Annotated in this window: 15 protein-coding genes and 1 pseudogene; 9 read left to right on the forward strand and 7 right to left on the reverse strand. The window is 73.9% G+C overall.

What is annotated here, in order from left to right; translation table 11 throughout:
• Positions 1 to 74: 74 nt before the first annotated feature.
• From CC117_RS25385 to CC117_RS25400, 4 genes and pseudogenes are all read left to right on the forward strand, one after another.
• Positions 75 to 671, forward strand: a complete 597-nt coding sequence (locus tag CC117_RS25385) for a DUF6529 family protein (RefSeq protein ID WP_071088413.1) — start codon at positions 75 to 77, stop codon at positions 669 to 671.
• A gap of 13 nt (positions 672 to 684) precedes the next feature.
• A complete protein-coding gene (locus tag CC117_RS25390) occupies positions 685 to 1,134 on the forward strand; it encodes a Rieske (2Fe-2S) protein (RefSeq protein ID WP_071088415.1) in 450 nt (149 codons plus the stop codon).
• Positions 1,135 to 1,148: 14 nt separating this feature from the next.
• A complete protein-coding gene (locus CC117_RS25395) occupies positions 1,149 to 1,754 on the forward strand; it encodes an FHA domain-containing protein (RefSeq protein ID WP_071088417.1) in 606 nt (201 codons plus the stop codon).
• Between the two features lie 190 nt (positions 1,755 to 1,944).
• Positions 1,945 to 3,162, forward strand: a pseudogene (locus tag CC117_RS25400) (MFS transporter); the annotation flags it as partial.
• Between the two features lie 72 nt (positions 3,163 to 3,234).
• Here the strand turns inward: CC117_RS25400 and CC117_RS40680 are convergent.
• Both CC117_RS40680 and CC117_RS25410 read right to left on the reverse strand, forming a co-directional pair.
• A complete protein-coding gene (locus tag CC117_RS40680) occupies positions 3,235 to 4,167 on the reverse strand; it encodes an MBL fold metallo-hydrolase (RefSeq protein WP_407673584.1) in 933 nt (310 codons plus the stop codon).
• 315 nt (positions 4,168 to 4,482) lie between these two features.
• Positions 4,483 to 4,953, reverse strand: coding sequence for a VOC family protein (locus tag CC117_RS25410; protein WP_071088420.1), 471 nt, complete (start codon positions 4,951 to 4,953; stop codon positions 4,483 to 4,485).
• Between the two features lie 210 nt (positions 4,954 to 5,163).
• Here CC117_RS25410 and CC117_RS38240 point away from each other — a divergent pair, with 210 nt between their 5' ends.
• The 4 genes from CC117_RS38240 to CC117_RS25430 all read left to right on the forward strand — a co-directional run bounded on the left by CC117_RS38240 (position 5,164) and on the right by CC117_RS25430 (position 9,852).
• Positions 5,164 to 5,793 (forward strand): hypothetical protein, encoded by a 630-nt coding sequence (locus CC117_RS38240; protein WP_071088422.1) that lies wholly within the window; start codon positions 5,164 to 5,166, stop codon positions 5,791 to 5,793.
• Positions 5,794 to 6,747: 954 nt separating this feature from the next.
• Positions 6,748 to 7,935, forward strand: coding sequence for a glycoside hydrolase family 26 protein (locus tag CC117_RS25420; protein WP_071088424.1), 1,188 nt, complete (start codon positions 6,748 to 6,750; stop codon positions 7,933 to 7,935).
• Between the two features lie 46 nt (positions 7,936 to 7,981).
• Entirely contained in the window at positions 7,982 to 8,800 is an 819-nt protein-coding gene (locus CC117_RS25425; protein ID WP_241830413.1) for an AraC family transcriptional regulator, read from the forward strand.
• A gap of 116 nt (positions 8,801 to 8,916) precedes the next feature.
• A complete protein-coding gene (locus tag CC117_RS25430) occupies positions 8,917 to 9,852 on the forward strand; it encodes a glutathione S-transferase C-terminal domain-containing protein (RefSeq protein ID WP_071088425.1) in 936 nt (311 codons plus the stop codon).
• A 55-nt stretch (positions 9,853 to 9,907) separates the two neighbouring features.
• Here CC117_RS25430 and CC117_RS25435 read toward each other — a convergent pair whose 3' ends face one another.
• From CC117_RS25435 to CC117_RS25445, 3 genes are all read right to left on the reverse strand, one after another.
• The gene (locus CC117_RS25435; protein ID WP_071088427.1) at positions 9,908 to 11,758 is read right to left on the reverse strand and encodes a serine/threonine protein kinase; all 1,851 of its coding nucleotides are present in this window, start codon (positions 11,756 to 11,758) and stop codon (positions 9,908 to 9,910) included.
• An 89-nt stretch (positions 11,759 to 11,847) separates the two neighbouring features.
• Positions 11,848 to 12,531 (reverse strand): adenylate/guanylate cyclase domain-containing protein, encoded by a 684-nt coding sequence (locus CC117_RS25440; RefSeq protein WP_071088429.1) that lies wholly within the window; start codon positions 12,529 to 12,531, stop codon positions 11,848 to 11,850.
• Between the two features lie 124 nt (positions 12,532 to 12,655).
• Positions 12,656 to 14,092, reverse strand: a complete 1,437-nt coding sequence (locus tag CC117_RS25445; RefSeq protein WP_084132769.1) for an FAD-binding oxidoreductase — start codon at positions 14,090 to 14,092, stop codon at positions 12,656 to 12,658.
• A gap of 205 nt (positions 14,093 to 14,297) precedes the next feature.
• Here CC117_RS25445 and CC117_RS39970 point away from each other — a divergent pair, with 205 nt between their 5' ends.
• Entirely contained in the window at positions 14,298 to 18,362 is a 4,065-nt protein-coding gene (locus CC117_RS39970) for a BTAD domain-containing putative transcriptional regulator (protein WP_071088431.1), read from the forward strand.
• Here CC117_RS39970 and CC117_RS25455 read toward each other — a convergent pair.
• Together CC117_RS25455 and CC117_RS25460 are read right to left on the reverse strand one after the other, a co-directional pair.
• Positions 18,287 to 19,084: a hypothetical protein gene (locus CC117_RS25455; protein ID WP_071088433.1), complete on the reverse strand. Its 798-nt coding sequence runs from the start codon at positions 19,082 to 19,084 to the stop codon at positions 18,287 to 18,289. The genes CC117_RS39970 and CC117_RS25455 overlap by 76 nt on opposite strands.
• Positions 19,085 to 19,165: 81 nt before the next feature.
• Positions 19,166 to 20,362 (reverse strand): RNA-guided endonuclease InsQ/TnpB family protein, encoded by a 1,197-nt coding sequence (locus tag CC117_RS25460; RefSeq protein WP_071088435.1) that lies wholly within the window; start codon positions 20,360 to 20,362, stop codon positions 19,166 to 19,168.
• Between the last annotated feature and the right edge of the window lie 142 nt (positions 20,363 to 20,504).

Raw genomic sequence — 20,504 nt, forward strand, 5'->3', positions numbered from 1 at the left:
TGACTTTGCTTGATCCACCGTGAACCGTTGCTGGATAGTGCGTCATCACATTGACGGTGCAACGAGGGGGGCGGATGGCGCTCGGAACGCAGAAGTCCGATCGGAATACGGGGTCGGATGCGGCGCTCGCGCGTTCGGCGGGGGCCGGGTTCGCCTTGTCTCTGCTCGTGGGCGTCGCAGTCGCGGTGTCACTGGGTGTGTACGCGCGCGTACATGACCCGGCCGGCCGCCCGCTGCTCACACTCGGTTTCTCCGGAACGCTGCCGATGAAGGCCTGGCTGACGACGGCAGCCACTCTCCTTCTCCTTGTTCAGCTGACCACGGCGCTGTGGATGTGGGGCCGTCTTCCCGGCGCCGGCCGCGCCCCGGCCTGGGCCGCCCCCCTGCATCGGTGGAGCGGCACGGTGGCGTTCGTCCTCACCCTGCCGGTCGCTTTCCACTGCATCTGGGCGCTCGGCTTCGCCAGCAATGAGGCCCGGACGCTCGTGCACAGTCTGGTCGGCTGTGTGTTCTACGGCGCCTATGCCGCGAAGATGCTCGGACTGCGCACCCGCCGGCTGCCCGGATGGGCCCTGCCGGTTCTCGGATCCGCTGTCCTTCTCTCCCTGGTGGTGCTCTGGCTGAGCGCATCGCTGTGGTTCTTCACCCGTCCCGACATTCCGAAGTACTGAAAGAGGCCGGTAGATGGCGCAGGAAACTCCGACGCGACGAGTGGTGGTGCCGGGCATCGTCGTCACCGTTGCCGGTGCTGGGGCCGGCTTCGCCGTCGCGTCGACCAGCAGCGCGGCGGACCCGAAGCCTCCGACGGCCGCGGCCAACGGCGGTGGAGACGCACCCGGCGGCGAGGACGGGCCCCTCGTCCAGCTCTCCGACGTTCCGCCGGACGGCGGGGTCGTCCTCAGTGACGCCGGTATCGTCCTGACCAGGGACAGCGGCGACGGCATCCAGGGATTCTCGGCGGTGTGCACCCATCAGGGCTGCCTGGTCTCGTCAGTGGCCCAGGGCCAGATCAACTGCCCCTGCCACGGCAGCAGCTTCGACGCACGCACCGGCGAGCCCGTCGCCGGGCCTGCCAGGACGAAACTGCCCCCGGTAGCGGTGACGGTCCGCGACAACGCCGTGTTCAGGGCCTGAGGAAGGTGACGTCGATGGAACTGGGCAGCATTCGGGTGACCACCCCCGCAGGCTCGGTGGAACTGGCCCCGGACCGTTCCCATGTGATCGGCCGCGGCCGCGAGGCGGATCTGGCGGTGGCCGACGGGAAGGTCTCCCGCCGTCATGCCGAACTCGTTCCGGGGCCGGACGGCTGGATCGTCCGTGACCTGAGCAGCAACGGCATCTGGCGGGACGGCGTCCAGGCGAAGGAGTTCGCCGTGGACGGCGAGGTCCGCGTCCGCCTCGGCGGCAGCAACGGCCCGGAGATCACCCTGCGGGCACCTCGACCGGTCCGGCGTCCGGCGGTGGTCGACAACTCCGAGGCCCAGACCGTGCTCAGCGGTCAGGGGCGAGGGCCCGAACCGGGCCGCGGGCCGGTCCCCGTCCCGGCACAGGCGGGCCGGGCGGCCGGACCGTCGGCGGGACTGGCGGCGGGAGCCCGGGTGCAACCCGAGGGCGGACCGCCGGCGCCGCAGGGCGCGCCCGAGCACGGGGGAGGCCCGACGCCCGCCCTGGCCGGATGGGCGCGGGTGCTGCCGACCCTGGTCTGGCTCGCGGCGGTCGGTTTCGCCCTCGGTGCCCTGGTGGCGCTTTCCTGACCGGTCCTTTCCTGACCGGTCCTCTGTGGGTGAGATCCTCCTCACCGGTCCTGATCGGGTGAGGTCCTCCGGGTCCGGCCCTCGGGTGCCCGCTGCGCGAGATGCTCAGAGGGCGAGCCGAGGGCCGCCGGGCGATCCCGTGCGCCCGGTGGGGGCCTGGCCGCGTTGACCAGCCGCGGCGAGGAGGACCTTGAACCCGTTCCGTTCACTGCGTGTGCGTAACTTCCGGCTGTTCGTCGTCGGGCAGATCCTGTCGGTCGCCGGGACCTGGATGATGGTCGTCGCGCAGGACTGGCTGGTGCTCGACCTGACCGACGACTCGGCGAGCGCGCTCGCCGTCGTCACCGCCCTGCAGTTCACGCCGTCACTGCTGCTGACACTGCTCGGCGGCCGCCTCGCCGACCGGTACGACAAACGGCTCCTGCTCACCCTCGCCAACATCGTCTCCGGCGGGTTGGCCCTGGTGTTCGCACTGCTGGTGCTGAGCGGCGACGTCACGCTGTGGCAGATCCAGCTGTTCGCGCTGGCGCTGGGTGTGGCGAGCGCCGTCGAGATCCCCACCCGGCTGTCGTTCATCAGCGAGATGGTCGGTCCGGAGCTGCTGCCGAACGCCTCGGCGCTCAGCGCCGCCTACTTCAACCTGGCCCGGGTCGCCGGCCCGGCGCTCGCGGGCCTGCTGATCGCCGCGTTCGGCCCCGGGCCGGTGATGGTCGTCAACGCGGTGAGCTACCTGGCGACGGTGGTGGGCCTGCGCATGATGCGGCCCGCGGAGCTGCTGCGGGCCGCCCGCCCGCCGACTCGGGTGCGGGTGGTGGACGGACTGCGCTACGTCGCCTCCCGCGACGACCTGGCGCTGCCCCTGGTCCTGGTCGCCGCCGTCGGCCTGTGCGCAATGAACTTCCAACTGACGCTGCCGCTGCTGGCCCGGACGGTGTTCCACGCCGACGCGGCGGCGTTCGGCCTGCTGACCGCGGCGTTCGCCGGCGGGTCACTGGTGGCGGCGCTGGTCACGACCGGGCGGCGGGAACGGCCGTCGGCCGGGCTGGTGAACGGAGCGGCTGTCGGCCTCGGTGTGGCGATGACCCTGACCGGATGGGCCCCGACGTTCGCGACCGCGGCGGCCGGCCTGTGCGTCACCGGCTTCGGGGTGATCTACTTCGCCCAGGCCGCGAACCACCGCATCCAGCTGGGCAGCGACCCGGTGTTCCGCGGGCGGGTCATGGCGCTCTACTCGACGATCATGATCGGGTCGACGCCGCTCGGCTCACTGCTGGTCGGCGTGCTCGCCGAGCAGGTCAACGCCCGTGCCGCGATGTGGTTCGGCGGCGTCGCGACGCTGGTCGCGGTCGCGGCCGTCCACATCGCCGACCGGCGTGCCCGGAGTGCCCGGCCGGTCCGTGTTCCGTCGCCGCGCCCGGACGGGCACGTCCTGGCTCCGGACGGGCATGTCCTGGCTCCGGACGGGGCAGCGGCGGCGCGGTCAGGCAGCGAGCCGGAACGAGGTGCCGGAACTGCTCGGGACCCAGGCGTCGGGGAGCGCCAGGGCGAGGGCCGCCTGCGCACGCCAGCCGGTGCAGTGGGCGGAGGCGACGAGGTCGGGTGCCAGCTCGGTGAGCGCGCTGACCGTCGGGGGAATGACCGGCTCGAAGGCGGGGCCGCCGAGGTGCAGCCCGCCGATCAGCGCGTGCAGCCGATCGACCCCGGTCAGCCGCAGGGCGTGCCGGGCGATGTTGACGGCGCCCGCGTGCCCGCAGCCGGTCAGGACCAGGAGACCGCGGCCCCGCACGTGCACGACCAGCGCCTGGTCGTCGAGGACGAGCGGGTCGTGCTGCCAGCCGGAGCCGTTCCACCCCTGGTGCGGGGGCGGCATCCCGCGTTCGAAGTCCGTCGTGCGGTCGACCTCGCCGGTGATGAGAACGTGGCCGTCGACCAGCAGTGACGGCTGGCGCCGCTCGATCACCTGGAAACCCTCGGACTCCAGCGCATGCCGGCTCAGCGTCGGCAGCTCGGACGGGTCCAGGCCGGGCGGAGCGAGCCGGCGGCGCGTCCAGACCTGCGGGTGGACGGTCATCGGCAGGCCGCGCACCCCACGGCGGCCGGCGAGCCCGGCAAGGCCCCCGGCATGGTCGAAGTGCCCGTGGCTGAGAACGACACCCTGGACGTCGCCGAGGTCGACACCGAGCCGGTCGGCGTTGCTCACCATGCCGTCCGGCGAGACGCCGGTGTCGAACAGCAGCGTGGTGACCGTGTCGCCGCGGCGGATGCGGACCAGCGCCGAGAACCCGTGCTCGGCCCGCAGCCCCGCCGTCGTGAGCCCGGCCTCGAACTGCGGTGCCTCGACCAGGCCCACCCCACGCGGCGGGCGGATCACCCGTTCGTCGCCGGGCAGCAGCCCATCGTAGGTGTTGTCCATCAGCGCGGTGACGACGACCTCGTCGACCGGGACCAGCGCGACCGGGTCCACGGCCGCGCCGGGGGCGGGCCGGGGCCGGCTGGTACGGGCACCAGCCAGGTCACCGGACGGATCGTCGTCGCACACACGCGCCTCCTCGGACTGCTTGATCGTGGTCGGGCAGGACTWCGGCACATCCGCCCGGACCCGTGCTGAGACCAGGCGTGGCGCACTGGCAGGCGGTCAGGTCACCGAACGACATTCTGAAGCCGCGTCGGCCTCTTCGCGCGAAGAACCGGAGCCACGGCCCGGACCCACAGCCGCCGCACGGGGTGGCTACGGATGATCGGTTCGGGCCTGATAGCCGGGCGCGGGTGTGCCAGGTGGGTTGTAGACGCCGGGCTTCGCGTCCGGGTTCGGCACGCAGACCTCCGCCTCCAGCCCGTCCGGGTCGCGGAAGAACAGGCTCAGGACGGGGCCGAAGTCGGTGACGAAGCCGTCGGTGGCGCCGCGGGCCATCAGCCGCTCCCGGATCAGGTCGAACGCGTCCGTCGAGGCGGCCTGCAGACCGAGGTGGTCGATGCGGCCGCGGCCGAACATCGGTGTCTGCCGCTGCGCCTCGGTGTTGTCGCTGATCTCGAAGATGTTGAGCTCGGTGAGCGGACCGATGGAGAGAAGCGACAGGGTTCCACCGGGCATCCTCTCCTCGTGGTCCACCGTGGCCTCGAAGACGTCGCGGTAGAACCCGTGCAGCCGCTCGGCGTCGTTCGTCAGGATCGCCACGTGGTTCACGCCGTTCAGCAGCATGGACGTTCGTCCTTCCGGATCCGGGTGGTGCGGGGAGAACCTTGCGGTAGCAGAATCTCACGCGGTCCGCGCACGTCGGGCCGGGTCGATCAGCAGAGCACACCGGGAAACGCCGGACCGTCGTCCGACGGGCCACCAGGACGCGCGGGACCCTGTCGGTTCGGCGTCCTTTCCTCCCGGTGGGCTGGTCGCTCGCGCTACAACGCTGACATGTCGCGTGTGCTCGCCGGCCTGGCCGCTGTCCCGGTGCTGCTGATCGGGGGCGTCCTCACGGTCGCCTTCCTGCTGCCGGCCGACCGGATGTATCTGCTCGGGCCCATGATCGCCGGCGCGATGATCATCACGATGGTCGTGCTCCTCACGCTGCTGCCGCGGGTGATCCGCTGGCGGATGGCCGAGATGTTCGGCGGCGAGCTCTCGCCGCTGCTCGGGCACGGCGGCTTCTCCGGCGGGCGGCGTGGCGGAGCGGGCGGCACGTTCCCGTTCCCCTTTCCCTTCGCGGCCGGCCTCTGGGATGCGCCGGTCGGCGCCGGCGAACCCGGGGGCGCGGACGATGGCGACCTCCGCGGCGGCTGCCGCCACGGCCACCACGACCACGGCGGTCACCACGACCACGGCGGTCACCGGGACCACGGCGGTCACCGGGACCATGCTGGTCACGGCGGTTCCGCCGGCCATCACGGCCACGACCACGGCTGGACGGGGCCGGCTTCCTGGGTCGGCGGCTCGGACAGTTTCGACAGCTCGTCGAGCAGCAGCTCCGGCAGCTCGTCCAGCTGCGGTTCCGACAGTTGGTCGAGCAGCAGCTCCGACAGCTCGTCCAGCAGTTCCTCCTGGTGACAGGCGTCCCTGCGAGAACGGCTCTGCGAGAACGGCTCGGTGAGGGCGCCTCGGTGAGGCGGCGTCGCACAGGCGCTTCTGGGTGGGCGTCTACACCCGCGGCCCGGTGGGCGCCATCCCCGCGCCCGACCTGGATCGTCCGGCGGGGCCGCTGACGGGCGTGCACCGCCCGGTCCGCACGCTCGTAGCCACCTCCTCGCGCGGGTAGCGTCAATAGATGATCTACCGGTTTCCCAGGTAGGAGACCGGTCCTCGTCGTGTCCTCTTCGTCATCGCCCCTGAGACGGGCCACCCGTGGCGTGTCCGGGTGGCCGTCGCAACCCTGCGTCCGCGGGACGAAAGACGTGGCCCGAAGGTGCCATCGGGGGCTCCTCGACCGCCATGCCACGCAGTGGCTCTGCTACCGACCGGTAGATCAACCCGCGCGGAGCCCGCGCGTGGCCCGCGCAGGGCGGCTGTGACGGCGCGCGGATGCCCGATCACCGGTAGCGGAAGGGCTTCTACCGGTTCCGGCTGCCCGCCGCCACCCGGCGGTCACCCGCGGCGCCGGGGTGTGCGGCTCCACCAGAAAACGACGGAAAAACAATGGCGGATGTTTCCCTGTGGTGAGTGTCGTACTGCCGACACGACGATCCGGTCGTCATCGATGCCGCACCGTTGACAGTCCGCCGGCCCTTTTTCTACGTTCGCCCTGCGTCGACGGGATATCGGCTTCGCGGAAACACAGTGAAGAACGATGGGCCGCCGCGCATTGTCGCAAACCTGGGGAGGGGTACATGCAGGGACATCAGAGGAGAAGCGTCGACAATGATGCCGGTACTGAGGAGAAATCGGGCGGCGAAGCCGCCCGCGGGTGCGGCCGAAGAGGGAGCCCCGCCTGCGGGCGGGCCGCGCGCAGCAGCGCCGGCGGCTGCCGGCTCGGCCGCGGGTAGATCGCGGACGGGAGGCAGAACGGTGYTGCCCGGCCGGGCGGCACTGCTCGTCGCGGTGGCCGCGGTCGGGCTGTCCGCCTGCCTTCCGGCCCAGGGCGGCGGCGGGCCCACCGCGCCGACCAGCTCGGCCAGCGCGGCCCCCACCAGCGGCGCGCCGGCGACCGGCACACCCACCACGGCACCTACCGTGGCACCCAGCACCGCACCGACACCCACCACAAGCACACCGCCGGCGCCGGGGACGACCCCGCCCGCCGGGACACCGGTGCCGAGCCCGCCCGCCGGGGGCGGTGGTACGAACCCCGCGGCGCCAGCGCTGAGCGGCACCGGCTACGCCGATCGGGAGGAGTGGGCCCGCTGGCGCGGGTGGCCCGTCCAGATCGCCGAGACGTGGAACGACGCCAAGGACCCCGCGACCGGCGTCACGACGTGGGGGTCGATGAACGGCCTCTACACCGTCAAGCAGTACTACACCGATGCCGGTTGGAAGGGCGGGCTCTCGCTCGCGCAGCCGATGTTCGCCGGTGACCAGAATGTCAACGGATGCGCGTCCGAGTCGCAGATGAGAACGCTGCTGAACAAACTCGTCGAGTACTGGCCGTCCAAGGACGCCTTCATCCGGCTCAGCTGGGAATTCAACGGCAACTGGTATCACTGGAGCGTCAGGCCCGGTGACGCAGCCGCCTTCAAGGCCTGCTGGATCCGGTGGCACACCGTGGTGAAGTCCATCTCGCCGGACTTCAAACTGGTGTGGAACCCCAACGCGGAGAGCTCCGATCCGGCCGTCGACGTCCGGGACTTCTGGCCCGGTGCTCAGTACGTCGACGCCGCCGGCCCGGACTTCTACGCCATCAGTGACAACGGTGCGCTGCGCGACCCGGGCAAGCGGGGTCCGCACGGCGAGCCGGTCGGTATCGGTGCCTGGGCCGACTGGGTCGCTGAGCAGGGCGTTCCGTTCGCGGTGCCTGAGTGGGGCGTGAACGACCAGGCCTGGGGCTCCACCGACCCGGCCTTCATCACCCAGATGCGCACCGTGTTCGAACGGGCCGCCGCGTCGAGGACCGGGCTCGCCTACGAGTCCTACTTCGACGGCTCGACCGGTTACAGCTGCAAGTTCACTCTGCATGACAAGGAGTGCGGCTTCGACTACCACGAGGCTGCGGCCCAGCGGTACAAGGAGCTGTGGACGGGGCCGTACGTCAGATCCTGATCCGCAGTCCTGATTCTCGCCCGGCACGGGCGCCTACGATCTGGTCGTGCCCGATGCGGTCGTGCCCCTGGCCCCGCTGCTGCCGATGCGCCGTCGCCTGACCGTGTCCGCAGGCACCGTGGAGCACCACGCGACCGAGCCGATCTCCTACTGGCATCGCCACGACCTGCACGAGATCGAGTACGCGGTCAGCGGCAGCGCCGAGATCCGGACCCGGTCGACGCACTACCTGCTGCCGCCGCGCTACGCGGCCTGGCTCCCGGCCGGGGTGGAACACTCGCCGCTGCTGCGGGACGTCCACACCGTGGCGGTCTTCTTCGACCCGACCGTGTTCAGCCTGCCCTGCCCGCGGGCGGCGATCATCCCGGTCCCGCCGGTCCTGCGGGAGATGATGCGCTACGCCGTCCGCTGGCCCATCGAGCGGCTCGACGACGACCCGGAGGCGTTCGCCTTCTTCGAGGCGCTGGCCGGGGTCCTCCGCCAGGCGCTCGCGCAGGAGCTGCCCCTGTCGCTGCCCGTCTCCGACGACCCGGTGATCCGGGACGTTGTCGCCTACACCGCCGCGCACCTGGACGACGTCACCGCCGGTGCTGTCTGTCGCGCTGTCGGGATCTCCGAGCGGGTGCTGCGCCGCCGGTTCGCCGCCGAGCTGGGCCAGACCTGGCGCGACCATCTGCAGCACGCCCGCCTGCTGCGGGCGATGTCCCTGCTGAGCAGCACGACCCAGCCGGTCGGTGAGATCGCCGCCGCGGTGGGATTCGGCAGCGCGAGTGCGCTCGCCCGCGCCTTCCGCACCTGGACCGGAGAGGCCCCGACCGCCTACCGCGACCGCTGGCAGTCCACGCGGGCGGAGCTGTCCGCGTAGTCCCGGCAGGGCACCGGCACGGCACCGGCATGGCACCGGCATGGCACTTTCTCGAGTTTCTCGGCCTAAGAAGTAGAGAATGGCGACAGGACGGGGAGAAGTCGAGGAGGTCGCCTGTGCCGACGCACGCCAGCAGCCGAACCGAGAGCAGTGGAACGGGCCTCACCTACGCCAGTCCCATCTACGCCAGTCCCACCGACGTGGCCGCCCACGGTCCGTACGAGATCCGGCGGGACCCCGACGACCCGCGGCCGCTGTACCGCCTCGACGGGCGGATCACCGAGGACGGGGCCAGCGGCCATCGAGCCGAACCGGGGCGTTACCACCTGTACGCCGGCTGGTTCTGCCCGTGGGCGCAGCGTGTCACCCTGCAGATCGAGCTGAACGGGCTGGCGGACGTCATCAGCGTCTCCTATGTGGACGACACCCGCGACGCCCGCGGCTGGGCCTTCCGCGCGGCCCGGGGGCCGGACCCGGTGAACGGCTTCACCCTGCTGCGCGAGGCCTACGAGGCCACCGAACCCGGCTTCGACGGGCACGTCTCGGTGCCGACGCTGTGGGACCGGGAGACCGGGCGGGTCGTCAGCAACACCTACGCCAACATCGGGATCGACGTCGCCACCCGGTTCCGCGCGTGGTCCAACGGCGCGGACACCTATCCCGAGGCGCTGCGCCCCGAGATCGAGCGGCTCGACACCTGGATCGGCCCCGCGGTCAACTGGGGGATCATGCGGGCCCGCGGCGACGCGGCGGCCCGGGCCGCCCTGCTCGACGCGTTCGCCGAGCTGGACCGCCGGCTGGCCGGCTCGCGCTACCTGATCGGCGACACGCTCACCGAGGCCGACCTCCGGCTGTGGGTGACGCTCGTCCGCTACGCCGTGCGCGGGCCGGCCGAGCTGGGCGCGCCTCCGCTGGAGGAGTTCAGCCACCTGGGGGCCTACGCCCGGGATCTCTACCAGCTGCCGGCCTTCCGGGCGACCACCGACTTCTCCTCGTTCACCCGATCCGGAGCCACCCCGCCCCTCACCTGGGACCCGGCACCTGCCCGGTGACCCTCCGCGGCCGGGGCGGGTCGGCGGTGGCGGGTGGGTGGTGGCTGACCGCCGCTCAGACCGGGGTGATCTGGGAGACCCGCCAGCCGGCCGCGGTCGGGACAAGATTGACGTCCTGGACCATGATGCCGGTGGCCTCCTTCCGGTCCAGCACCCGGCCGGAGGCGTTGACGACGGAGAACGGCATCATGTGCGAGGCGAAGCGCAGGACCGCGATGCGCTCGTTCTCGGTCAGCACCTCCACGGAGTCGATGACCTGCTCGCCGCCCTGGCCATGGCCGCCGATCGCGATCATGGCCCGGATCGACTGCTCCTCGGTGGCCCGTGCGCTGCTGGCCTCGGTGTACACCTTGCCGAGCAGATCGATGTTGGCGGCCGCGTAGGCGGCGACCCGGCCCTGGTCGAGGGTCCGCAGCACCTCGGTCCAGTACTGCTCGGTGTGCCGCCCGCCGGCTGGCTCGGGGGCGGGACCCGGCCCGCCCGGGGACCCCGGCACCTCCTCGGTGACGGGCGCCGTGGCGCCGTTCGGCTGGGCCGAGGAGACCTGCACGGGCGGCGGGGAGGCTCCGGTGGTGGCGGGCGGACCCGAGGGCGTCGTCACCCCCGCGGGGACGGGGGTACCTGGCGCCGGGCTCTCGACTGCTCCGGTGATCGAGACGGTCACCGCGGGAGCGTCGAGGGCGCCGGACGAGCCGGCGTCCGGCATGGAGCGGACCAGGAGAAGTGCCACGCCAGCGGCCGCGAGGGCGGCGCTCGCCGCCGCGACGGCGCCGAGCGCGCGTCGCCCTCTCCCGCGTGGACGGCGTCTGCGCCCGGTCCGCGACTGCCTCCCCCACACACCCGTACCGGGCGTGGGGCCGGGGGCCGGGGATGCATCGCGCCCGCGTGCCGCCGGTGCCGGCGCAGGCACGTCGGCCTCGGTCGGCGGTGAGGCCGAAGCCAGCAGCCCCGCTCCTGCCGCCGCCCCCGTCGCCGGCGGGGGTGTGGAGGGTGGTCCGATGCCGGCTGCCGTCTGCATCGGCTCGGCGACCGGCGGCTGGCCGGGCGCGGCCTGGGCCTGGGGCGGCGGCATGGCGGCCATCGGCCGGGTCGAGCCGGTCAGCTGGCTGAGCAGGTCGGTGGCGGTCGGACGCTCGGGCGCCTTCTTGCTCATCGCGGCGCGGACGAGCGGGAGCAGGCGCGTGTCGAGCCCGTCGAGGTCCGGCTCGCCGTGCACCACCCGGTACATGACGGCCGGCACCGCGCCGAGCCCGAACGGCGACCGGCCGGTGCCGGCGAACGCGACGACACCACCCCAGGCGAAGACGTCCGCGGCGGCGCCGGTCGCCTCCCGTGCGGCCTGCTCGGGTGCCATGAACGCCGGGGTGCCGACGGTGTCGGACGCCCCGGTCAGCAGCGAGGCCGACTCGACCGACATCGCGACGCCGAAGTCGATGAGCCGCGGCCCGGTCTTCGACAGCAGCACGTTGCCCGGCTTGACGTCCCGGTGGACGAGGCCGGCGTTGTGGATGGAGGTGAGTGCGGCGGCGATCGCGACGGCGAGCTGGTGCAGGTCGGTGGTGGACAGCGGGCCGTGCTCGTCGACGGCCTCGGCGAGTGTCGGCCCGTCCAGGAACTCGGTGACGATGTAGGGCCGGCCGTCGGCCACGCCGAAGTCGAGGACCTCCGCGGTGCAGAACGGCGCGACGCTGCAGGCGATCCGCGCCTCGCGCTGGAACCGGGCCAGGTACTGCCCGTCCCGGGCCAGGTGCTCGTGGATGACCTTCACGGCCACCCGGCGGCCTTCGGGGGAGCGGCCCAGGTAGACCCGGCCCATCCCGCCGGTGCCGAGGACGCCCTCGAGGGCGTGCGGCCCGAGGAGAGTGGGGTCGGTCGTCAGCAGCGGCGTCACCCCGCCGACCGCCATGCGATCACCCCCGAATCAGCTCACGGCACGTGACCGGTAGGCCGCCGGCCGGCGCATCGCGGCTGATTCTGCCATTGCGGACGAAGTGGTCAGGCGGCCTGGCGGGCCGGGCGACCGGCGGGGACCTCCCGCAGCATGGCCCTGTGCGTGGCCAGCGGCTGCATGGCGGTGGTACCGGTGGCCGCGCCCGCCAGACGGTAGGCCTGCACGAGCGCGACCCGGCCCTTGACGGTCGTGGGCGCGAGCGCCACGACGCCGGCGCCGGCCAGCCCGGCGGCGGTCTGGGCGCAGACGACGGTGGTGCCGGGCTCGCGGGCCATGGTCTGCAGCCGTGCGGCGAGGTTCACCGTGTCGCCGACCAGGGTGAACCCGAGCCGCTCGTCGTCGCCGAGAACGGCGGCGGCGACCTCGCCGGTGCACACCCCGATGCCGAGGCCGAACGGCGCCAGGCCGTGGGCGGCCCAGGTCTCGTCGAGCCGCCGCTGCCGGCGGTGCATGGCGGCGGCGGCCCGGCAGGCCCGCTCCCGGTGGTCAGGTGCGGGCCCCGGGACGCCGAACGCGGCGAGCACGGCGTCGCCCGCGTACTGGATGACGGTCCCGCCGGCATCGAGGACGGCGGCGGCCATCTCCCGCCGGTGGGCGTCGAGCTGGCCGGCGAGCACCATCGGATCGGTGCGTTCCGCGATGCCGCTGTAGCCGCGGACGTCTGACATCAACACGGTGACGACGAGTCGCCGGGCCACCAACGTGGGCCGGGCGTCGATCGTGTTCACGGGTGCAGGCATCCTCGCTGCGTCCTCTCTGCGTCGAGGTGGGGGAAGGGCGGGGGCGACCGCGGGAGCGGCGCGTCAGGCCGGCGGCGCCGGTGCGGCGGCCGCGCGGGTGCCGTGACCGGCACTAGGCGGCCGGGGGGACGGGGTGGTTGGCGACGAACAGCCCACCCGGGTCCACCGCGGCGCGGATCGCGCGCAGCCGGGCCCAGGTCCGCGGGTCGTAGCCGGCGGAGGCGTCGACCTCCGCCTCGACGAAGCCGAGGTACTCCTGGCCACCGGCGAACGGGGCCAGGGCGGCGGCGACCCGGCGGGCGTCCGCGCTGGCCTGGGCGGCCGCCTCCGGCGTGGGGACGACCCCGCAGGAGAACAGGACGAACGCGCCGTCGAGGCAGGCCAGCGCGCCGCCGCCCGGGGCCGGCCGGGCCAGGGCCCCGCCGAGCTGGCGCAGCTCGGCCGGTACCGCCAGGGAGGTCCCCGAGTCGGGCCCGGCGGTGTTCAGCACCGCGTCGATGGCCCCCGCCGGCAGCCCGGCGAGCATGCGGCTGGCGGACACCACCGGCGTCGGGCCCTCCGGGTCCATGTGCAGGCGGATCAGCGCGGGCGCCGGCAGCCGGGTGAAGGTGTCGAGCTCCGGTCCGAGCTCGCGCAGGGGGGCCAGGATCCGCTCGGCGTCAGCGTTGTCGCCCAGCACCGCGCCGTCGATCACCACCAGCTGCCGGCCGCGGACCGGCTCGGGCATCTCCGGAATCGGCGGGACCTGCAGCAGCCGCAGCGAGGTGGTGACCGTCTCCGGCGCGGTGCCCGCCCAGTCGGCCCAGCGGGTGAGCACCCGTTCCGCGTGCCGCCAGTCCCAGGCCAGCAGGCCCGCGTAGGCGGTGTCGATCGGGTGGAGGTCGAACTCCAGCGCCGTCACGACGCCGAAGCTGCCGCCGCCGCCGCGCAGCGCCCAGAACAGGTCGGCCTCATGATCCGCGTCGGCGCGGACGAGGGTCCCGTCGGCGGTGACCAGCTCGATGGCGGTCAGGCTGTTGGTCTGCAGACCCAGTGCCCGCGCGTACCAGCTCAGCCCGCCGCCCAGCGAGTAGCCGGCGACTCCGACATCCGGGGACGATCCGTGCAGCGCGGCCAGCCCGTGTGCGGCGGCCGGCGTCACGACGTCCAGCCAGAGCGCACCGGCGCCCACCCGGGCCCGCCGCGCCCGCGGGTCGATGGTGACCTCGGTCAGCCTGGACGTCCGCAGCAACACGACGTCGTCGAGCGCACCCAGGGACGCCGCGCCGTGGCCGGTCCCCTGGGCGGCGATGCGCAGGTTGCTGGCGGCGGCCATCCGGACCACCGCGGCGACCTCGCCGGCGTCCGCCGGATGGGCGACCGCGGCCGGGCGCTGGTCGACGGCCGCGTTCCACGGCAGGCGGGCGGCCTCGTAGCCGGGGTCGCCCGCGAGAAACAGGCCACCGGCGGGGCCCTGCGGCACCGGCACCGGCGCGGGGGACAGGACGGTGGGCGGGGTTGTCGCGGTGGCGGGCGGGGTGGTCTCGGTGCGGATCTGGTTGATGGTCACGGGTCCTTCTCCCTGGCGTCGGCGGCTGGCGGGACGACAGTGCGTCAGGCGCCTTGCGGTGCACTTGGGAGTGGCCGCTTGCGGACCACTTGAGAACTACTGACGYCCACTGACAAGCCGTCCCAAGAAGGTCGGGTGGCACAGGGCGGCGGGTGTCGTACATTCGCTCGGACGCCGAACGCGGGCGGCGCTGAGGGGGAGAGCTGTGCGGGGTGGTCAGGGCTGGGCAGGACCTGGTGACCCGAACGTCCCGAACGTCCCGAAGGACCTGGACGGCCGCATCGATCCGGCTGGTCCGGCTGGCCCGGGCGGATCGGCCGGGGCCGACCTGCCGCTGATCAGCGTCCTGGGTGATCTGGCGGCATCCCGCCGCGGCGTGCCCCTCGACCTCGGTGGGCGTCGCCAGCGGGCGGTGCTCGGCCTGCTCGTGATCGCCCGGGGCGACGCCGTCGCCGCCGACCAGCTGATCGACCTGCTGTGGGCCGACCGACCACCGTCGGGGCCGCACGGCGCGCTCCAGTCGTACGTGTCCCACCTGCGGCGCGCCCTGGAACCGGAGCGGGCCGCCCGGTCCCGCGGGACGGTGATCGTCCGGATGGGGTCCGGCTACGCGCTGCGGGTCGCGCCCGACGCGGTGGACGCCTGGCAGTTCGAACACCTGGTGCGGCGGTCCGGGGCGGGCGCCGATCCGCAGGTACGGGTCGACCTGCTCACCACCGCGCTGGGCCTGTGGCGGGGTCCGGCGTTCGCCGAGTACCGGGACGAGGCCTGGGCCCGTCCTGAGGCGGCGAGGCTCGCCGAACTGCGGGAGGTCGCCCGCGAGCAGCTGATCGAGAGCCGGCTCGGCGGCGGGGAGACCGCCGTGGTGGTGCCCGAGCTCGAGGCGCTGGTCGCCGAGCAGCCGCTGCGCGAGGAGCGGTGGCGGCTGCTCGTCCTGGCCCTGTACCGGGCGCAGCGGCAGGGCGACGCGCTGGCGGCGCTGCGCCGGGCCCGGCAGGTGCTCGCGGACGAGCTCGGCGTGGACCCCGGCCCGGCCCTGCGCGCGCTGGAGGCCGAGGTGCTCCGCCAGTCGCCGATGCTGCAGGCACCGCCACCGCCACCGCCGCCGCCGCCACCGGCGACCGCCGCCAGGCCGTGGGCCGCGCCCCCGTCTGCTGCTGCCCAGCTGGCTGCCACGCAGTCGTCTGCCACCCAGCTGGCTGCCGCGCCGCCGTCTGCCTCCCGGCCGCCCGCGCCGCCGGGGTTCGCACCGCCGGTCGGCGAAGGACTGGTGGACCGGGACCGTGAGGTCGCCGAGCTGGCCGTCTGTGTGGCCGAGGCGGCGGCGGGCGAGGCCAGSCTGGTGGTCATCGAGGGCCCGGCCGGGATCGGCAAGAGCCGGCTGCTGGCCGAGGCCCGTCGCCTCGCCGCCCCGGAACGGTTCCGGGTGTTCACGGCCCGCGGGAGCCAGCTGGAACGGGAGTACGGCTTCGGCGCCGTCCGCCAGCTGTACGAGGCGGAGGTCGCCACCGGCGCGGCGGGCCGTGGCGTTCTCGTCGGGCCGGCGACGCAGGCCGCGTCGGTGTTCGACGTCCGGCTGCCCGATCCCGACCCCGGTCCTGGTGTCCTGGTCGGCCCGGCGGGCCTGGTGGGCACCGCGGGAACGGCGGGCGCCGTCGGCGGGCCCGGCCTGACGGGGGTGTCTGATCCGACCGTCGGCGGGTACCCGCCGGCCGGGCGGCGGGGTGACGGTTCGCTGGCGGTCCTGCATGGCCTGTACTGGCTGACGGTGCGCCTCGCCGCGGACGGGCCGGTGATGCTCGCCGTCGACGATCTGCAGTGGTGTGACAGCGCCTCGTTGCGCTTCCTGTCGTACCTGGTGCGGCGGGCCGAGGACATRCCCGTCCTGATCGTCGCGACGCTGCGGACCGGTGAGCCGAGTGACGACGAGGGCCTGCTGGCCGAACTGACGCACGACCCCGGCACGGTCTGGATCCGGCCGGCGCCACTCGGCCCGGGCGGCGTCGCCGACCTCGTGCGCGGCCGGCTCGGCGCCGACGCCGAGGACGGTTTCGTGGCCGCCTGCCACCGGGCCACCGCCGGCAACCCGCTCTACCTGCGGCAGCTGTTGCGGGCGCTGCAGGCCGAAGGCGTCCGCCCGCGGAGCGCGCAGGCCGGCACCGTCACCGCCATCGGGGCGCGGGCCGTGTCCAGCCTGGTGCTGATGCGGCTGGCGCGCATGCCGCGGGAGAGCACCACTGTCGCCCGCTGGATCGCGGTGCTGGGCGGCGGCGCGGTGCTGCCGATCGTCGCCGCGCTCGCCGGCCTGTCCGACGCGGCGACGGCGGCAGCTGTCGGCGCGCTGGCCCGGGCCGAGGTGCTGCGCGACGACTACCCGCTCGGCTTCGTCCATCCGCTGGTCGCGGACGCCGTCTACCGCGACCTGCCGCCGGGGGAGCGGCAGCTGCACCACGACCGCGCGGCCCGCGAGCTGTACCGGTCCGGTGCCGCGCCGGAGCAGATCGCCGCGCACCTGTTGCAGGTGCCGCACCGGGGCGACCCGTGGGTGGTCGGCGTGCTGCGGCAGGCCGCGGTCCGGGCCACCGACCGGGGCACTCCGGACGCTGCCGCGTCCTACCTGGTCCGCGCGTTGCGCGAGCAGCCCGAGCCGGAGCTGCGTGCGCAGGTGCTGCTCGAGCTGGGACGGGTGGCCGTGCTCAGCGACGGCGTCGCGGCCGTGACCCACCTGGCCGAGGCGTACGAGGCGCTCGAACCCGGGCCGCGCCGGGCGCTGGTGGCGCAGATGCTGACCCGGGCGCTGGTGTTCGCCGGTTCCCAGGGCGAGGCGACGCGCTTCGGCTACCGGGTCGCCGACGAGCTGCCGGACGAGCTGGGTGACGAGCGCCAGGGCCTGTTCGGCCTGGCCCGCATCGGCGGCTACATGCACGACGTCGACCCGGCGGTCTGGCGCCGGACGCCCGAACCGGCAGTGACCGGCGACGGCCCCGGCGCGCGGATGCTGGCCGCGGCGCTCGCCTGGGAGGCGCTGATCGACGGGGTGAACCGCCCGCGCGCCGTCGAGCTGGCCCGGTTCGCCGTCGCCGGCGGGGTGCTGACCCGTGCGGACGTCGGCCTGCTCTGGGTGGTCGCCGCCGTCGCGCTGCACCTGGCGGACGAGGACGCCGACGCGGTCTTCCAGGACGGCCTGGACCACGTACACCAGCTCGGCTCCGTGTTCGGGGCGCTGGCCGCCAACATCTGGCGGGCCTATGCCCGCTGGGGGCACGGTGACCTGCGCGAGGCCTACCAGATCTTCCAGCTCGCCAGCGACCAGTCGGCGACCTGGGGGCTGGCCTTCGGCTCCGGCCACAGCGACTCGTACGCCGTCGGCGTCCTGGTCGACATCGGGGACCTCACGCAGGCCCGGGCGCTGGCGGACGCCATACGCGACAAGCCGCGCTCGCCCGAGGGCATGCGGCTGTTCGGCGAGATGCACGCCAGCCTGCTCATCGCCGAGGGCCGCCACACGGAGGCGCTGGCCAGCCTGGACGACGTCCGCACCCTGATGGCGCATGCCAGGAACCCGGCCTGGCGGCCCTGGCACTCACTGCGCGCCCAGGCGCTGGCCGGGCTCGGCCAGCGCGACCAGGCCGTCGGCCTGCTCAGGGGCGAGCTGGCCGCGGCCCGGACGTGGGGCGCGCCGACCGTCGTCGGCCGCACGCTGCGCCTCCTCGGCGAGATCCGCGCCGAGGACGCCGGTGACGGCGGCAGCAGCAGCGGCGACGGTGACGGCGGCCTCGCCGAGCTCCGGGAGGCCGAGGCGCTGCTCGCCCCGACGCGGGCCCGGCTGGAGCACGCACGTGCCCTGCGCGCCCTGGCCACCCGCCTCGTCACCCCACAGACCCCGGCGACGCAGGCGACGCCGGCCACCGCGGACCCGGGGGACCGGGAGCGGGAACGGGCCCGGGCGATGCTGGTCCAGGCGGCCGAGCAGGCCTGGCGGTGCGGCGCTACCGGGCTGTACCGGCGGATCAGCGACCAGCTCACCGCCGCCGGGGAACCCCTGGCGATCCGGCCCCCGGCCCTCGGCCCGACGTCCATCGAGCGGGACGTCCTGCGCCGGCAGGCGGCCGGGGCCGACGAGCAGGAGATCGCGGAGGCCCTGTTCGTGACGCCGCACTCGGTCCGGCGGATCCTGGCCTCGGCCCGGGCAGCTCACCCCACCGGCGGCGGGCCCACCGGCGACGGGCCCGCGGGCAGCGCCACGGCGACCTCGGTGCCGAGGCGGTAGCCGTCGGCCAGCGGCAGGTCGTCCCCGCTCCAGAACCGGCCCGGGTCGTACCAGTTCGGACGCCGGCCAGGCGGCAGCAGCCCCATCGCCTCGTAGGTGATCGCGACAACCTCGGCGCAGTAGGCGGACTCCAGCCCCACCTGCGCCGCCCCCTCCGGGGCAGGGCGCTTCTGCGTCGTCATCTCCTGCTCGGGGCCGGGGCCGGGGCCGGGGCTGGGGCTGGGGCCGTCGGGGGCCAGCCGGTGCCGGCGGTGGTCCGCCCAGGCCCGGACCCGGCCCGGTGGGCGCGGCAGCGGCACCCGGCCACCCAGCCAGCGCGCCGCGAGCCGGGCGGTGGACGGGAACGGCGTACCGTCCAGCCGGGCGACGGTGCGCAGCACGGCGTCCTCCGCGGCGCGGCCGACGGTCGGGTCCAGCTGCCGCAACCACGCCCGCTGGCCGTATCGGGTGCCCCAGACGACGACAGCCTCGCGCAGGTCGTGGAGCTGCACGCCGCGATGGTGGCCGCCGGTCCAGACGTCCCGCAGCGACCGGCCGAGCTCCGCGTGCCACATCAGCGGCGGCAGGTCGTCGAGCACGACCGCCATCCCGACATGGTTGACGGGACTGTTCGTCGTCATCTGGATGGCGCGGTCCGCGGCGCTGCGCCCGCGGAAGACCCACAGGTCGCCGGTGCGGGTGAGGTCCACCGCCTGGTCGAGGGTCAGGGGAGTTCCGACCATGACCCCCAGCCTAGGGGGTCGCGGTTCCGTAGCCTGAGCAGTTGACGTCCTCCCCCGCGTGAACGCGGGAGATTCCAGCTCCTACACGCCCACCGAAGAAGGGGGTGCGGAAGGTTGAGGTTCGCGGTTCACCGGCACGGCCAACACCGTGCCTCCCCGCGCAGTCACGGCCCGTCCGGCCGCGATGTTCACCGCTGCGTTGAGGTCGGCGTTGGCTGTGTGTCCGCAGGCGACGCACCGGAACACCGCTTGGCTCTCGCGGTTTCCGGATGCCGTGTGCCCGCAGGTCGAGCAGCGCTGAGAGGTGTAGGCGGCGGGGATCTTCTCGACCCGGCCGGGGGCCTTGTGTTCCAGCCGCTGGACCAGCAGCCCCCAGCCGGCTCCGAGGATGCCCCGGTTCAGCCCGGCTTTCTGCCGCACCTGCCGGCCAGGCGCCTCGACGGTGCCGCGGGCGGAGCTGGTCATGCCCCGGATGTTCAGGTCCTCGACACGGATCAGGTCGAACCGGCGGGCGAGATCGGTGCTGGTCTTCTCGACCCAGTCTTTCCGCCGGTCGGCCTCCCGGGCCTTCAGCCGGGCGATCTGGCCCTTGAGCCGGTCGCGACGATGCGACCCGCGCTTCGCCTTCGCCTGGAACCGCTRCAGCCGCCGCAGCCGCTCGGCTTCTTTCGACCGCAGACCGGGGCAGACCAGCAACTCGCCGGTGGACAGCGCGACCGAGACGGCAACACCCCGATCCACCCCCACCACCCCACCCGTGCCCGGGGCCTCGATCGGTTCGGGTACCACGGCGAAAGAGATATGCCAGCGGCCCGTCCGATCCCGGGTGACCCGGTACGACTTCGCCGCCGCCGGAACCGGGCGGCTGCGACGGAACCTGACCCAGCCCACCTTCGGGACCAGCACCGACGACCATCTCCGGCTCTCGACGCGGACCCGCCCGGCGGCCTGGCCCACGACCCGGAACCCCTCATGCACCCCCTGGCGGCGGAACCCGGGCCGCCGGTGGGTGCCGGCGAAGAAGTTCCGCCACGCCTGATCCAGATCACGCAAAGCCTGCTGCTGCACCGTCTGCGACCCGGCCGCCAGCCAGCCGAACGTGCGCCGGGCCTCGGTCAACTGCCGTGCCTGCTCGTGGTAGCCGGGTGTAGGCCCACGCCCGGCCCGGTACGCGGCCCGCTGCTCCTGCCCCAGGTTCCACACGAACCGGGCATACCCACACTGGGCAAGCAGGGCCTCGGCCTGCGTCGCGTCGGGAGACAACCGGAAACGGGACACCCGACCAGCCTAGATCGCCACCAGGCCGACACTGGTGAACCTTCCGTAGCCGGACGACCCGCCCACCCACGTCACGGAGGCTGCGACCCGCGATGAACGATCGAGACAAACCGAGATCCCGTGGCTGGTCAAGCGCGCCTTG

Origin of the sequence: Parafrankia colletiae (genome assembly GCF_001854655.1) — a bacterium.
Taxonomy (GTDB): Bacteria; Actinomycetota; Actinomycetes; order Frankiales; family Frankiaceae; genus Parafrankia; species Parafrankia colletiae.

Bases quoted from the DNA above. Each gene is read 5' to 3' on its own strand.
- CC117_RS25385 (WP_071088413.1), top strand. From the start codon at position 75: ATGGCGCTCGGAACGCAGAAGTCCGATCGGAATACGGGGTCGGATGCG.
- CC117_RS25390 (WP_071088415.1), top strand. From the start codon at position 685: ATGGCGCAGGAAACTCCGACGCGACGAGTGGTGGTGCCGGGCATCGTC.
- CC117_RS25395 (WP_071088417.1), top strand. From the start codon at position 1,149: ATGGAACTGGGCAGCATTCGGGTGACCACCCCCGCAGGCTCGGTGGAA.
- CC117_RS40680 (WP_407673584.1), bottom strand. From the start codon at position 4,167: ATGGACAACACCTACGATGGGCTGCTGCCCGGCGACGAACGGGTGATC.
- CC117_RS25410 (WP_071088420.1), bottom strand. From the start codon at position 4,953: ATGCTGCTGAACGGCGTGAACCACGTGGCGATCCTGACGAACGACGCC.
- CC117_RS38240 (WP_071088422.1), top strand. From the start codon at position 5,164: ATGTCGCGTGTGCTCGCCGGCCTGGCCGCTGTCCCGGTGCTGCTGATC.
- CC117_RS25435 (WP_071088427.1), bottom strand. From the start codon at position 11,758: ATGGCGGTCGGCGGGGTGACGCCGCTGCTGACGACCGACCCCACTCTC.
- CC117_RS25455 (WP_071088433.1), bottom strand. From the start codon at position 19,084: ATGGTCGGAACTCCCCTGACCCTCGACCAGGCGGTGGACCTCACCCGC.